Origin of the sequence: Methanosarcina mangrovi (assembly GCF_052057765.1) — an archaeon.
In the GTDB taxonomy this organism is placed as follows: Archaea; Halobacteriota; Methanosarcinia; order Methanosarcinales; family Methanosarcinaceae; genus Methanosarcina.
The window spans coordinates 2366186-2379412 of record NZ_CP195120.1; the positions used below are offsets into that span (position 1 = coordinate 2366186).

The window sequence follows — 13227 nt, forward strand, 5'->3', positions numbered from 1 at the left end:
TCCATTCCCTTTATCTTGGACTCTGACATCATATATAGTGCAGTTATGATTTGCTTCCTTCAGGAAGCCTTTTTGATTTTTTTTGGGACTTCTATTCCCCTGGTATGGATTTTAGCGGATCTTCTGACTTAGATTTTCGGTTTGGGTTTCTTATACTGGATCTTTAAAGGAGGGATTTTTATGATTATCTCAGAGGATCATTCCCCGCTGCTGTTATCCGTATCGTTCTCCGGCATGTTTTCAGGGCGAATGGGCACGTTTCTGCGACCGCCCTGCATTTTACCTTCATTCTGCATTGGGCCACCCTGCTGCATCGGACCTTTACCGTCCTTCATTTCAGAGGACATGATTTCTCTGAGCTCATCAAGGGATTCAGCCCCTTCGACATCCGCGATCAGGGCAGTGAGTTCCTCAATCCTGCCTTCGAGCTGCTCATCGGTTGCATTTTCATCTTCCGTAAGCCTGGCATTCAGGATTTCAATTTCCTTTTCAAGGGAATCAACGGCCTGTGCCTGCAGGTAATCGAATATAACTCCCTCAAGTTCAGTGGCCGTTGAAGCGTCACTCACATCAGCATATAAGTTTTGAAGCTCAGCAATTCTTTCATCAAGCTCTTCAGCCCTGTCGTCTTCGCCTGCTTCTGTGAGCTCAGTATGCATTTCTTCGAGCTTTTCGGTCATGTTCTGAAGGGAATCAAGCATCCTGGTCTGGACTTCAGTAAAGTTATCATCGGTTAAGTTTTCGACTTCAAAGAGACACGGTCCGTACATTTCACACGGGAATCCGTTCTTTTCTCCAGGGCCCGCACCGTCAGCATTTGCCGGCCTGTCTGCGAGCAAAACCTCCTGCAGTTCTTCTGCACTTGAAGCCTCACTTACATTGTCATACTTGCTTTGAAGTTCAGCGATCTTTTCGGTAATTGAGTTAAGAATTTCAGCCTGAATATCTGAGAAGTTTTCTTCAGTAATATTTACAGCAGGACCGAAACCCATACCACGTATTCCATCGGGCCCTGCGCCCCCATGCCTCATACCTCCCGGCATCATTTTCCCAAATTCGTTTTCATTTGTCGAATTTGATTGATTTGTACCGGTCCCGTTTTCTAAAGCAAAAGCGCCAGAAGGGATGATGCTTAAGACCATCAGCACCACCGCAAAACCGGCAGCTGATTTTACTGCTTGTTTTTTCATAGTATACCTCCGTCAATTACTTGTTCAATTTACTTTGTCTAACTTAGTACATCATTTTGAATTATCTTATACTGTTGGACTTATGTCCTGTTGAACTCAAGCAACTTTTCGCTACTTGACATTCCTGTAATAAGCTGGCTTAAATATAAGCATACTTTCAGAAATAGAGATGATAAATGATTTGAATTTAGAAAATAAGCTTTTAAATAAACTTTTTCATGAAATTAAGCTTAAAATACAGGTTTAATGCTTATTTAAGTTTTAAAAACTCGTATTTCAAAACTGAAGAAATGTATCCAATATATTAGATACCCGAACAGTTAGGAGTAACCTGCTGACCAGATAGAGTGATTATAGGGTCAGCGATTAATTATGCAGTACAACGATCTGCCGGAACCGGATATGAAAACCTGTTCCGAATTATTGAAATCCGGAACTTACCCGATTATCCTTATTCTTCTCCCATAGATCTGCATCTGCTTCAGATTTGTGTGAGAAAAATGAACAGAAAGGAGGTGTTTGTCAGGAGACTGTCCCTGTTGTTAGTTATACTCACTACTAATACTCATTACTAATTGTACGCGTTGATTGTACTCGTTGTTAATAACACTCAGATTCATTTGCCTGGTAGAGAAATTAAGAGGTTAAATCAAAGGAAGAAAAGGCGGATGAAAAAAATAGAAGAATAAGCGGAAGAAAAAGGAGAGAAAAAATATAGAGTTATTTTGATAGCTTCGTTGAGACATAAGCCAGAAATCAGGGTGTCCTTTTCAAATGTGAGAACGGCTTAGGCTTATAACTGGAGTATAATCCTGCTCAAAAGCTTTCAGGAAATTCAGGTTCTCAAAACGTGGAATTTAAGGATTATAAAGCATTAAACGGAAAAATAAGCTTTCTTAAAGGATATTTACTAAACCCAATCCTGCGATAGAACTGGAAAAGTAAGTATGCTTTTATCTTTAAATTCAGATACAGCATCATCAGTCAGGAATATACCGAATAACACATCCAATCCACTACAATCCTCACCCAACAAACCCTTAAAACCAACAAACTCTCAAAACAACAAACCCTTAAAACCAACAAAATCTCAAAACAACAAACCCTTAAAACCAACAAAATCTCAAAACAACAAACCCTTAAAGCCAAAAAACTCTCAAAGCAACAAAAACATGCTTCAAATCGTACAGTTTCATGTTGTGTTGAAAGGTTCGGTTGAAGCAAAAAATCGAGACCATATGTTGAATTACATACCTGCAAAGTGACAGCTTCGGGTGTTCCTGACTGCTCATAAACCCTTAAAGAAGATATCATAAAAGATATTGTTATCATGTTATCCAACATACAGAGATAGAAAAATGCCTGAAAACCCGGAGGAAAAATTGTTGGTCCTGCAGCTTTCCGAAGATTCCAGGAAAATTGCCCGGCTCCTTTCTAATGAGACTTCGATCAGGATCCTCAAGCTGCTTGACAGAAGATCGATGTCCGCAGCTGATATTGCCGATGAGCTTGAAGTGCGCCTGAATACCCTCAAGTACAACCTGGATTCGCTCCTTGAAGCCGGGTTGATCAGAGTAAGGCAGGTAAAATGGAGTAGAAAAGGAAGAGAAATAAAGGTGTATGAATCAGTAGAGAAAGTAATTATCCTTCTGCCAGGGAAAAGAAGTCCGGATATGTCCCACATATTGGCGATGCTCCGGCAGCACAATCTGAAAAGCCCGGAAGGATCGGATGTTTCGGGGATTTATTGTGAGCCCGGGATCTGAGATTGCCTCAGGCGTGCTTTCGAGAAAAATTTCCGAACTTCAACCATATTTTAATATATAAAAACAATAAATGGAATGTAGTGTCCAGTGATTATTTACTAGAAGGCGTAGACAAGCATGAAAATTAAACTCTTGTCCTTGATTCTTATAATAATTGGAGTTCTAGCAACTTCAGGTTGTGTTGATTCACAGGCACAGCCTTATACAAAAGTTCCAGGCGACCTTTACATGAGCATTTTCTACCCTTATGCTGGACTCCTGACGCCGCATCCTCCTCACCATCCAGATATGGACGGATCACCCTCCCTCCGGGATGCAACTCTCCTGCTTGATGGGAATATTGAAAAGGCAGAATTTATAGCTGAAAGGATAGAACCGGGAGTCCAGTACCTCAAGGAGCAGGGAAAAGATGTGAACCGGCTTGAGGCCCTGCTTGAAGAATACAAAGGGCTCATAGAAGAAGCAAAGTATTATCGAGCCCTCGCAGCATCCGTATCCGGCGAAGAGTACGATATCTCCGGGATAAATCAAGCTTCAGAAGACGAACCAGCAGAGGAAAGCTCAGAAAAAGAGTACCTGATCCAGTCCCAGAAGAGTATGATTCGGGCCAACCTGGTCCTTAAAGATATATTTGATGAAGTTAAGCGTCTGATGCCCGGAAGTGCAGAACTGAACGAGACTGCCAGACTAAGTGCGGAAGGGGAGGGAAGAGTTACTCTAATGGGAGGTTTTGACCTCAACCTGCACCTGCAGAAAGGTGAAATAGCCATAATGGATCTTTCCCCTGATTCAGTAATACAGATCGAAGGGGACTACACACTTGAAATTAAAGATGGGCGGCAGGAAAACATGCTCATCTACCATATACGGTCTGCGGATATGGAGATATCAGGTTCCCAAAAAACACTGCTGCTCATCGGTGAAAATATCACTATCGAGGCAGACGGAGAAGGCTATGCGGTTTTCTTTGGGAACGGAACTTACACTGTTGAAGACCTTGACGGAATAAAAACTACGGAAGAAAAATGGGCAACTGATTCATTTTTTGAAGAAGAAATGGGCCCAGGAGAACCAGAAAGGACAGAAAATAGACATGCTCCGGTGGGCATACATGTTCAGGAAAACGGGAGAAAAGAACTTTATTGAAGGGTATCAGCTTTATTGAAGAGAATCTATAAAGTTATGAAAAAGATATAAGTATAAAGTCCGAAAAGGTAATTGAGAATTCAACCGTAACCCGGGTTTCCTGATAAAAATGAATCTGAAAGTTTACATAATCTGCGTTGCTGCTGCAGTACTTTTTGCAGTACCTGTCCTGGCAGACGGCACAGCCACAATTCACGGAGAGGTATATAGCTGGGATACCTTCGAACCTCTGGAAAATGCCGTGGTTGAGGTAAACTCCACTCCCGCGCAGTCCATGGTGGCTAAATACGGCGTATACTATTTTGAGCTTGATCCTGGAGATTACCTTATTAAAGCCAGTTATTATGAAAACAGTACGCTCATTTATTCAGCCGAAGAAGTGGTTACAATTAAAGGAGAAGGAAGCTATGTACGCGACCTCCTGCTCCTCCCTGTTTATTCCACAATATTGATGGAAGGAGAGAATAATTCCAGCACCTCCATACCTGTGAATAATAATTCAGATTCTGATATCGGCTCAAATGACGAAAACTCGAGCGATATTAACGTAAGTGTCCCTGAAAGCAACGGAATAAATGGCTCTACCTTTTCAACCTATTATCTGCTTGCTGCCCTTGTATTGTCTCTCCTTTTAGCTGGCGGCTATAGTTTCCAGAAACATAGAAACGTAGAGAAAAAGAAGCCAGAAAACGAAAAATCGGAAAAAAATCAACTGGAAGCAAATAAACTGGAGAAAAACCGGCTTCAGGAAGGAAAAGCCGTACATGAAACAGCAGTATATGAAGCAGAAAAACTCTCTGCACCCGTAAACATACCCAATCTTTCGGCAGAGCTTCCTGATGAAAGAGTTGCGCCGACAATAGAAAAGGAAATCCAGGCGAAGCCCGCAGAAACCCTACTTTCAGAAGAATCAGACTATGAATTAAGGAATAAGGAAATAGAGGCAGGAAGAAAGGCAGAGCAGACAATGCCTGAAATGGAACCTGCAGGACTTGAACTGGAAGCAGAAGAATATAGGGAAAAGGCTCCGGAAGGACCATCTCCTGAAGGATCTGTGCAGGTGCCTGAGCCTACAAAGCTACCCGAGCCGGAAGCTCCTGCTGTTAAAAAGAATCTTCCTCTCCCTGCGGACCTCCAGGAAATCATGGACATAATCAGGGGCCAGGGAGGCAGGATTACGCAGAAAGATCTCCGCAGCAAGTTGAGATATTCCGAAGGAAAAGTCAGTCTCATGCTTGCAGACCTTGAAAGAAGAGAGCTGATAGAAAAGTTCAAGCGGGGACGTGGGAATGTTGTGATCATTAGGGACGAGGAGAGATAAAGTTCCCGGATCTCACATTCCCTTGCTTATTTTATGTTTGAATCTCGTGCTTATTCAAATAACTTACCTGTGTATCATGGTTATCCGAATTCCGAAACTAGTTCCATTTTCGGATGAGATCTTTGTATAATTATTTTTCATACATTCCGGATTCTTATTTTTGAGTAAGCGCCGCTCCACATTTTGAATAAACTTTTGATTTCCTGATAATCTTGTTCTCCCTTCTTTTTGCTGGACTTAATCGACACTAGTATATTTTGCCTCAATGATCTCATCAGCTTTCGTTTCTTTTCTGCTGAAACATTTCTTTGTGTTTAACACTAGCCAGCCCCAGTGCAATACAAAGTGGACAATAAAGAAGACCAGCATCAGGATCCCAATCTTCTCATGGATTAACTTCCAGAAATGGGACGTCCCATGCCCGTCGATAAGCAATAAAAGACCTGAATAGCCAACCAGTACAAATTGAGCGAGTAAGGCAAGGTCCACGACGTAGTTAATTTTTGTTCGACTCATACTTTTACTCCATTGTAACTTTTACATCTTGGTGCAATTTTTATATCTTTTTCACACTATCAATTGCGGCCACACTGTTAATTCAGCTTACCGCCGTACATCCCTCTAATTGTCAGACAAAGAGATAAAGATACTTGCAAAAAAAGAATTGAAAAAGAACTTTATTTTAGTTTTTGAGGTTTATTCAGGCAATAAATCAAACTAAAATCTTTATTTTTGCTCCTAATACTTAAATTTGTAATTTTAAACTGTATTTCATTGATCCAAGCAAAAAAATGAGTTTGCATAATTGTATAGCCCTTATCAATACACGGAGATTGGTTGATCGATACGTAGTCCATGAGGAAAATTTCTGTATTCTCACCCTTCACCGCACTGTGTCCTGTTGGGCAGCCAGTCGGGTAAAAAACAGTCTGCAAATAAGCGCCTCAATCAGGAAAGATAAACTGAAGAAATATTCCTCTGGTTGAAAGAATACCTGCCAATCCCGAAGCCTTTCCGTTCAGCCAAACATCAGCATCCCCTCCAGCTTGTCTGACAGCCATACAGAAAAAGCAGAAAAAATAGATTTGAAAGAGAAATAAGACCAAAATTTATGCCATTTTGACCTGTTTTTTGTCCTTTCCACTCATAATCATCCTTAGAGTTTCTGATTTTACTTCTTTTCTTTCTTTTCTTCTATTTTGCGGGAAAGCCCGCTTTCCTGCGTCGAAAGCATCAGGAACGACACAATATGGCCAATGACGTTGTACGGGTCTGAGATATATTTAATAAATTCCACTTGACCGAAGAGAAAAAGTACGTCCTTGTCCATAAGTTAGTCTGCTTGAGCGAGCGAAGCCCACTACTGGAACCTATAAATTAGCCCTCTTGAGCGTAGCTTATTGCTAAAATACATAAAATTGGTCTGCTTGAGCGCAGCGAAACAGACCGCGCACTGCAGAGCCGCAACTCTGCCGAAACAGACAGCGTGCTGTTGCACTTGCAGTGCAACTCCCAGAAAATCTCCGATTTCCTGCGATCCCGAAGCGAAACTCGGGAGGAGAAGAAACAAAGTTCTGATCACGTCAGATAATTCCAGGATCTTATCAGCTTTGGAGGATTTCAGAGGTTTGTCAGAGGATTTTTTTGCTGTGGCTCCCCTTAGTATGCAAATAGTAAGAGATTAGTTGATATTAGGGGCTTCAGAGAAGGCCAGTATCTTCTTCTAAATTTCTTCAAATGACCCCTGACTCTAATATGTTTCTTTTTTTATTTTTGTGGAAAAGGCTATTTTCTTCCGGCTTACGGGCACTCAGGTCGAGGGATGGGACCACGGCAATATCTGAACCAGGGGTTCCATCCGTGGAAAACAGCTCTCTGCGAAGGCTGGCGTTGGGTTGCGAATGATGATGACAGATAATAATACTTTATAGGGATTATAATTACTGATTAAAGGCTGATTAAAGAATAAATAAGCCAGAAACCTCACAGTAAAGCTTCATTGCTAAATTCATTCCTTAAATTCCCTTTTTTCGGTTAAGTATGCTTTTATTATTAAATGCCAATGATGGGGTTGACTGCCTCAAGTCCCTCCTGAGCAGTCATCTGACCAGGCACCGGTCTAAAGGTGCTTCCGTCAGAGAGGAGTAAACGGGAACTACACCAGGAAAGGATACCTCGCCACCAGAAAACTGGAAACCCTTCACAACGCCTAGGTGTTACCTGTTTAAGAACAAGAGGAAAGGAGCAGTCAAACAGAAACCCTACACCCCAGAAGAATGAGGCACCATGCATTCCGCAGGTGCCTCAAAACCATCAAGACCTCATTAAACCACATCTGGTTCAATTGGGTCATCCGGGTCCAACTGGACCACATAAATTACGCCAGATTACACCATAACAGATATAATAAGTATAGTAAGTTGTGAGTTGTGCATACTATCATTCTGATGTTCTGGCGAAGAACACCATACCTGATTACGAGATAATCAGACTCGATCACGAAATAGGTCGTGAGAAAATAAAAACCAGACGAACAAAAGAAAATCGAACCAAAGCTACTCTGAAAAGCTTCAGCTCAGCCTGAAAGCTTCAGCTCAGATATGACTAGCTTTTTAGAGGTAATTTATGACACTTACTGAAATGATAGAGGACTTTAAAACGAAGTTAAATCCCTCAAAAATCATGGACTCGCTCGAAAAAACCGCGAGTTTCTACGACGAATCCGGGAATGGTTCCGAGGAAAGTGGTTCATGGGAGGATCTGAATAACCCGGAAAGCAGTTCAGCTCCCGGGCCTTTAAAAAGCTCTGAAAAGAGCAGGATCACCAGAGACGAAAGAGAACCACTTATCAAACTATCTGATGTCTGGAAAATTTACCAGATGGGGGAGGTTGAGTTTGCAGCCTTAAAGGGGATAGATCTGGAGATCTACGAAGGGGAATTTCTTGTAGTGCTTGGTCCCAGCGGAAGTGGAAAAAGCACACTTATGAACTTGCTTGGCTGCCTTGACATACCATCAAAAGGCACGGTTTTCCTTAATTCAAATGATATCTCAGAACTTGATGAATCCGAGCTTGCCCGCATCAGGGGGCAGATGATCGGCTTTATTTTCCAGAGTTTCAACCTGATTCCCACGCTGAGTACGGAAGAAAACGTACTCCTGCCTCTGGAATTTCAGGAAGAAGACGCACAGTTAGCCCGAAAGAAGGCTGCATACCTGCTTGACATAGTCGGGCTTTCGAACAAGAAAAAAAACCTGCCTTCCCAGCTCTCGGGCGGACAGAGGCAAAGGGTAGCTATAGCACGCTCCCTGGCTGTGAACCCGCCTATAATTCTGGCAGATGAACCAACAGGAAACCTGGACAGTAAGACCGGAGATTATATTCTGGAATTTCTGGACGGGCTGCACGAACAGGAAGGCAAGACGATTATCATTGTTACCCATGACCTGGACCTGGTAAGATATGCGACAAGAGTTGTGTACATCAGAGACGGTGAAATCGAAAAAATAGAAAAACGCAAGAAAAATGAATCCGAGGAATTAAAATGAAAAAGTTTTCTTTGCTAACAATTTTACTGCTGTTTTCAGCATTCATATGCCTGGGAGCTGGAACGGCACTTGGATCAAACGGGGACATAACATCCTCATCCCTGCAGGTAAATTTAACCAATCAGAACCCTGACACTGCTCGCCCTGGAGAAACTGTTGAGCTTACTGTCAGCGTGCAGAATGTGGGAACAAAGGATGTGAAAGATATTACCGTCACCGTCGATCCAGAATATCCTTTCTCCAAGATTTCCGGAGAAGATCTTGAAAAAGAGATTTCCTATCTGAATGCACGGCAGGATGACGACGAGGGAGGTGTCCTTAAATTCAAGCTCATGACAGATTCCAATGCGTCTGCCGGTACGTATTCCCTTGACGTCACAACTACATATAAAACCGGGTCAGGATCTTCGGCAACTACATACACCACTACAAAAACCATCTACCTCGATGTAAGAGGGAAAGAATACGCTCAGATTGTGACCATAGACAAGGCGAATATCGACATCGCAAAAGAAGAAACTCTTGAGTTCATAGTAACGAATACCGGAACTTCTCCTCTGAAGAACATGGTCGTTTCCTGGACAGACCCTGACGGTGTAATCCTTCCAGTATACTCGGACAACACCAAGTACATCAAGTATCTGGATGCAGGAGAATCCGTAACCATTACTTATTCCGTAATGGCAGATGTAAACGCGGACCCGGGACTTTATACTCTTGACATAAACCTTACCCTTGAAGACTACGAATCCAACGAACAAACCATCCAGACTACGGCAGGAGTTTTCGTAGGCGGTGAAACAGACTTTGATGTTTCCTTTTCGGAAAGCGATGAGGGAGAGATTTCTCTTTCGGTTGCAAACGTAGGCAATAACATTGCATATTCAGTGAAAGTCTCGATTCCGGACCAGGACAATTACAGGGTATCGGGAAGTTCCTCAACGATTGTGGGAAATCTTGAGAAAGGAGACTATACAATCGCTTCCTTTGACGTAACCAGCACACAGGGTGCCGCAGGGACCGAAGCTGGTTCAGGTGGACCCGGTACCGCAAAAGCAAGTGCTGAAGGCGGAAATTTGACTGCTGCCTCCGTTGAAGACAATCCCCTGATAGTCCAGATTGAATATACGGATGCAAAAGGAGAAAGAATAACGGTGGATAAGGAAGTAGAACTCGAGATCACCGGTGGAACCATGACTCCACAAACAGGAGGACCCGGCAACAGCGGTGGCATCAGTTCATACCTGCCCTATATTGCAGTAATAGTGCTTGTGGGCGGAGCATTCGTGTACCGCAAGAAAATACAGGAAAAGATACGGGAAAGGAAAGAGAAAAAATCCGGTAACAAAAAGCCTGAGGATAACAGAATAACTGCAGGTAGCAAAAGGCCTGAAGAACAGAAATACGTCCATGAGACGTCAAAAGACTGAAAAATCAACATCCGCAGAGAACGGAAGGATGCAAGATGAGAAATTCAACCTACCTGAAAATGGGCCTGAACATGCTCCTGCACAGTAAGCTCCGGAGCTGGCTAACCATTATAGGGATAGTTATAGGGATCGGGTCTGTTGTTGGCATCCTCTCCCTCGGGGATGCTATGGAAGAGCAGGTGCAGAGCAGACTTTCCGAGATGGATCTGACCCTGATAACCATTTCCCCCGGATATACCAGAGCATCGTCAAACATGCCCGGTCCCGGAGGAGGTGGTCCCGGAGGTACGACAACAGATGTTGAATTAACCGATGATGACATTGACGCCCTTCAGGGCCTGGACGGAATAGAGTATATTGCCGGGCAGATTTCCGGCAGCGAACCGGTGATTTATGCAGGGGAAAACGCAACTATGACAATCACTGGTGTAGACACCCAGGTCTGGCAGTACATGACCACCCTGGAAACACAATCAGGAAGGCTGCTCGAGCCCTCTGATAAGTATGTAGCAGTCATAGGAAGCGGCGTTGCCAGTGATACTTATGACCAGGAAATCGGAGTCAATCAGGTAATAACAATCAACGGTAAATCAGTGCGAGTTGTCGGCATCCTTACAGAAGAGGGGCAAGGCGACAGAAGCATTTACATGCCAATCGATGCGGCAGTAAACCTGATTGACGATGCAGAAGAAGATGTCTTCGATACTATCACGGTAAAAGCCAAGAGTGAAGACCTGGTAGACGAGCTGATGGAAGACATTGAAGACAAGCTCATGGTCTCAAGGCACATTATTCGGGAAGATGATCAGGACTTCTCCGTAAGCGCTTCAAAGTCCATGGCTGAGTCCGTTACCGAGATGACGAGTTCGATGACCCTCTTCCTCGGGGCAATTGCAGCTGTTTCCCTTCTTGTAGGAGCCGTAGGTATTGCCAACACCATGTTTACCTCAGTTCTGGAAAAGACAAAGGAGATAGGGACCATGAAAGCCATAGGAGCAAAAAACAGGGATATCCTCATGATTTTCCTCTTTAACTCCGCAATGGTAGGGCTTGTCGGAGGCGTCCTTGGGGTTATTCTGGGAGCTTTTGTTTCAACTCTCTTCCCACTGCTCGGCATGACCATGATGGGGGGAGGAGGGGATTCAGGTTTATATCTCGCCCCTGACCTGATGGCTTTCGGGCTTATCCTTGCAATCGTAATAGGTGTGGCTTCAGGAGTAGTCCCGGCTTACAGGGCATCCAAACTAAAGCCAGTAGACGCATTGAGATACGAATAACCGGAAAGAGAGAACTTTAGAGAGAAGGGGGCAAACCCTTCTTAATTTTTTTCAGGGTTAAGTTCCATCTAAAAAAGCTGTTAAACTCCAGGCTCCATGAGGAAGAAAGGGGGAATACAGGTTGTCGGAATAGCAATGCCGATAATCGGGAATATGAAAGAATTTCCCGATTTTTTGGCTTTATTTGAAGAAAATATGAGTTACTGGAAGAAACACGACCTGACAGAGGTAACTGAAGTCCTGAAACCTGTAAAAATCTGGAACTCACAGAAGAAAATTCATAGAAAAGAAAAATGAATCTTGTTTGAAGAAAATAGAAACTTGTTTGAAGAAAATAGAAACTTGTTTGAAGAAAATAGAAACAAATCGAGATCAGGAGATTGAAAAGAGAGAAAGCAGGATGGTAGGTAACAGAATGAAAAAAATTATTATAATTTTACTGGCTGCCTTCGCACTGGCAGGGTCGGTCTGTGCCTGCGAAAGCCTGGATGCAGGAAATTTCGGAATTAATCGGGAAACCGTTGACGGTTTCTATGAGGCTACTTCCAGCAATGTTCCTCCAAGTAAGGCCGCTGCAAGTGATATTACTTCTTACTGTTCATCCGTTACGAGCCGGATTTCGGGAAGCCGGTATTTCAACCTGATGGATATTATTGAAAGTACGGGTAATACTGTCGGAAGCTGGAACTGGAAATTTGACCTGCCTGCCAGGGGAGCAGATATGATGCAAAATAGACAGGCTATGGTGCGAAATAATCAGCCGGCATTCAATAGGGACAGATCGGAGCAGTTGCCTCCTGCCATGACCAGAGAAGATCCTGTAAGAAGGGGAATCCCTGACAGAGAGGAATTGAATAACTTCATGCAAGAACAGCAACTACAAAGTGCGAATGTAACCTCGAACTACCAGATGTATGTCACTCCGGACGCTGAAGCTGTAGTATCTTACCTCGAAGAAAACGACCTTGATGACAAATATGAGATTTATGAAGCAGCTCTCTCCTGGACCTGGGTCTCGGACGAAACTCTGAATGATGAAGAGGAACAGTGGCTCACTCCGACCGAGTTCCTGGAAGAGACGCCCGCTTATTCAAGCAATCCCGTGTATGGGGAGCCTGCCAGCGACTGTGAGGAACAGGCAAATACCCTGGCTTCCCTTCTGATAGCTTCAGGAGAATACAATGAGAGCACAGTGCGGGTTGCCATAGGAAAAGTCGATTTCGGAGATGTCAGCGGCGGGCACGCCTGGGTAGAGGTTTATGAGGATGGAGAATGGTTCCCTCTGGACCCGACCGACGGCCCCTACTATGATGATGATAGTTCAGAACTGATACCTGCGGACTCCTCGGATGTCGACTACGACCAGTACAGTGATTGCGCATACCCGGCTGTGGAAATCTGGTATTACTACAATAATGAGTATTTCATAGATTTGGGCACACAGATTGAAAATGCGCCGGTGTCCTGGAACAACATCCCAAAAAGCTATCAAAAAATACAGTCGAGTCGGTACTGACATTTCCGACTCAATCTTATTTTTGTCTCCGG

General features: G+C 43.5%; 12 protein-coding genes. 9 read left to right on the top strand and 3 right to left on the bottom strand.

The window, feature by feature from the left end; translation table 11 throughout:
• Positions 1–197: 197 nt before the first annotated feature.
• A complete protein-coding gene (locus ACSAZL_RS10600; protein ID WP_440948630.1) occupies positions 198–1190 on the bottom strand; it encodes a hypothetical protein in 993 nt (330 codons plus the stop codon).
• Positions 1191–2137: 947 nt separating this feature from the next.
• Between ACSAZL_RS10600 and ACSAZL_RS10605 the strand changes: the two genes are divergently transcribed.
• The 4 genes from ACSAZL_RS10605 to ACSAZL_RS10620 all read left to right on the top strand — a co-directional run bounded on the left by ACSAZL_RS10605 (position 2138) and on the right by ACSAZL_RS10620 (position 5423).
• On the top strand, positions 2138–2455 hold the full coding sequence (locus tag ACSAZL_RS10605) for a hypothetical protein (protein ID WP_440948631.1): 318 nt from the start codon (positions 2138–2140) through the stop codon (positions 2453–2455).
• Between the two features lie 93 nt (positions 2456–2548).
• Positions 2549–2956, top strand: coding sequence for an ArsR/SmtB family transcription factor (locus tag ACSAZL_RS10610; protein ID WP_440948632.1), 408 nt, complete (start codon positions 2549–2551; stop codon positions 2954–2956).
• 138 nt (positions 2957–3094) lie between these two features.
• Positions 3095–4102, top strand: a complete 1008-nt coding sequence (locus tag ACSAZL_RS10615; RefSeq protein ID WP_440948633.1) for a hypothetical protein — start codon at positions 3095–3097, stop codon at positions 4100–4102.
• Between the two features lie 109 nt (positions 4103–4211).
• On the top strand, positions 4212–5423 hold the full coding sequence (locus ACSAZL_RS10620) for a DUF7343 domain-containing protein (protein ID WP_440948634.1): 1212 nt from the start codon (positions 4212–4214) through the stop codon (positions 5421–5423).
• A 237-nt stretch (positions 5424–5660) separates the two neighbouring features.
• Here ACSAZL_RS10620 and ACSAZL_RS10625 read toward each other — a convergent pair whose 3' ends face one another.
• Both ACSAZL_RS10625 and ACSAZL_RS10630 read right to left on the bottom strand, forming a co-directional pair.
• Positions 5661–5939, bottom strand: coding sequence for a DUF4405 domain-containing protein (locus ACSAZL_RS10625; protein WP_440948635.1), 279 nt, complete (start codon positions 5937–5939; stop codon positions 5661–5663).
• Positions 5940–6594: 655 nt separating this feature from the next.
• Positions 6595–6753 (bottom strand): hypothetical protein, encoded by a 159-nt coding sequence (locus ACSAZL_RS10630; RefSeq protein WP_440948636.1) that lies wholly within the window; start codon positions 6751–6753, stop codon positions 6595–6597.
• A gap of 1295 nt (positions 6754–8048) precedes the next feature.
• Between ACSAZL_RS10630 and ACSAZL_RS10635 the strand changes: the two genes are divergently transcribed.
• The 5 genes from ACSAZL_RS10635 (at position 8049) to ACSAZL_RS10655 (ending at position 13195) form a co-directional block, all read left to right on the top strand.
• Positions 8049–8972 carry an ABC transporter ATP-binding protein gene (locus tag ACSAZL_RS10635; RefSeq protein WP_440948637.1) on the top strand — a complete coding sequence of 308 codons (924 nt, stop codon included), beginning with the start codon at positions 8049–8051 and terminating at the stop codon, positions 8970–8972.
• Positions 8969–10402, top strand: coding sequence for a COG1361 S-layer family protein (locus ACSAZL_RS10640; protein WP_440948638.1), 1434 nt, complete (start codon positions 8969–8971; stop codon positions 10400–10402). The genes ACSAZL_RS10635 and ACSAZL_RS10640 overlap by 4 nt, the downstream gene beginning before the upstream one ends.
• Positions 10403–10437: 35 nt before the next feature.
• Complete coding sequence (locus ACSAZL_RS10645; RefSeq protein ID WP_440948639.1) at positions 10438–11679, top strand: ABC transporter permease; 1242 nt, start codon at positions 10438–10440, stop codon at positions 11677–11679.
• Between the two features lie 96 nt (positions 11680–11775).
• Positions 11776–11976: a hypothetical protein gene (locus ACSAZL_RS10650; RefSeq protein ID WP_440948640.1), complete on the top strand. Its 201-nt coding sequence runs from the start codon at positions 11776–11778 to the stop codon at positions 11974–11976.
• 118 nt (positions 11977–12094) lie between these two features.
• Positions 12095–13195 (top strand): transglutaminase domain-containing protein, encoded by a 1101-nt coding sequence (locus ACSAZL_RS10655; RefSeq protein ID WP_440948641.1) that lies wholly within the window; start codon positions 12095–12097, stop codon positions 13193–13195.
• The last annotated feature ends 32 nt before the right edge of the window (positions 13196–13227 follow it).